This is a genomic window from Pedococcus sp. 2YAF34, from assembly GCF_052114585.1.
In the GTDB taxonomy this organism is placed as follows: Bacteria; Actinomycetota; Actinomycetes; order Actinomycetales; family Dermatophilaceae; genus Pedococcus.
In genome coordinates this window covers 1-384 of record NZ_JBFRFA010000144.1, presented here as the reverse complement: position 1 = coordinate 384, position 384 = coordinate 1, and the positions used below count along the sequence as shown (strand labels likewise).

Genomic DNA, 384 nt, shown 5'->3' with positions numbered 1-384 from the left:
GTGAGCGCCCGGCGCGCGTCCCCCGACGCCAGCCGGATGATCGCCGCCCGCGCCTCAGGTTCGAGCACGAACCGATCGCCGAGGCCACGATCGTCGACGACGGCACGATCGACGACCACGCCCAGGTCGTCGTCGCTCAGCGTTTCGAGGGTGAGGAGGAGTGATCGGGAAAGCAGCGGGGAGATCACCGAGAACGACGGATTCTCCGTGGTCGCTGCGACCAGGATCACCCAGCCGTTCTCGACGCCCGGAAGCAGAGCATCCTGCTGCGCCTTGGAGAACCGATGGATCTCGTCGAGGAACAGCACCGTCGAGATGCCGTAGAGGTCTCGGGTGGAGAGCGCCTCATCCATGACCTGTCGTACATCGCGCACTCCCGCGGAG

General features: G+C 66.4%; 1 protein-coding gene. It reads right to left on the bottom strand.

Annotated elements, in window-relative coordinates; translation table 11 throughout:
* Window positions 1–384: AAA family ATPase (locus tag AB4Z02_RS19290; protein ID WP_441972991.1), on the bottom strand; the 384-nt coding region annotated here is incomplete at both ends.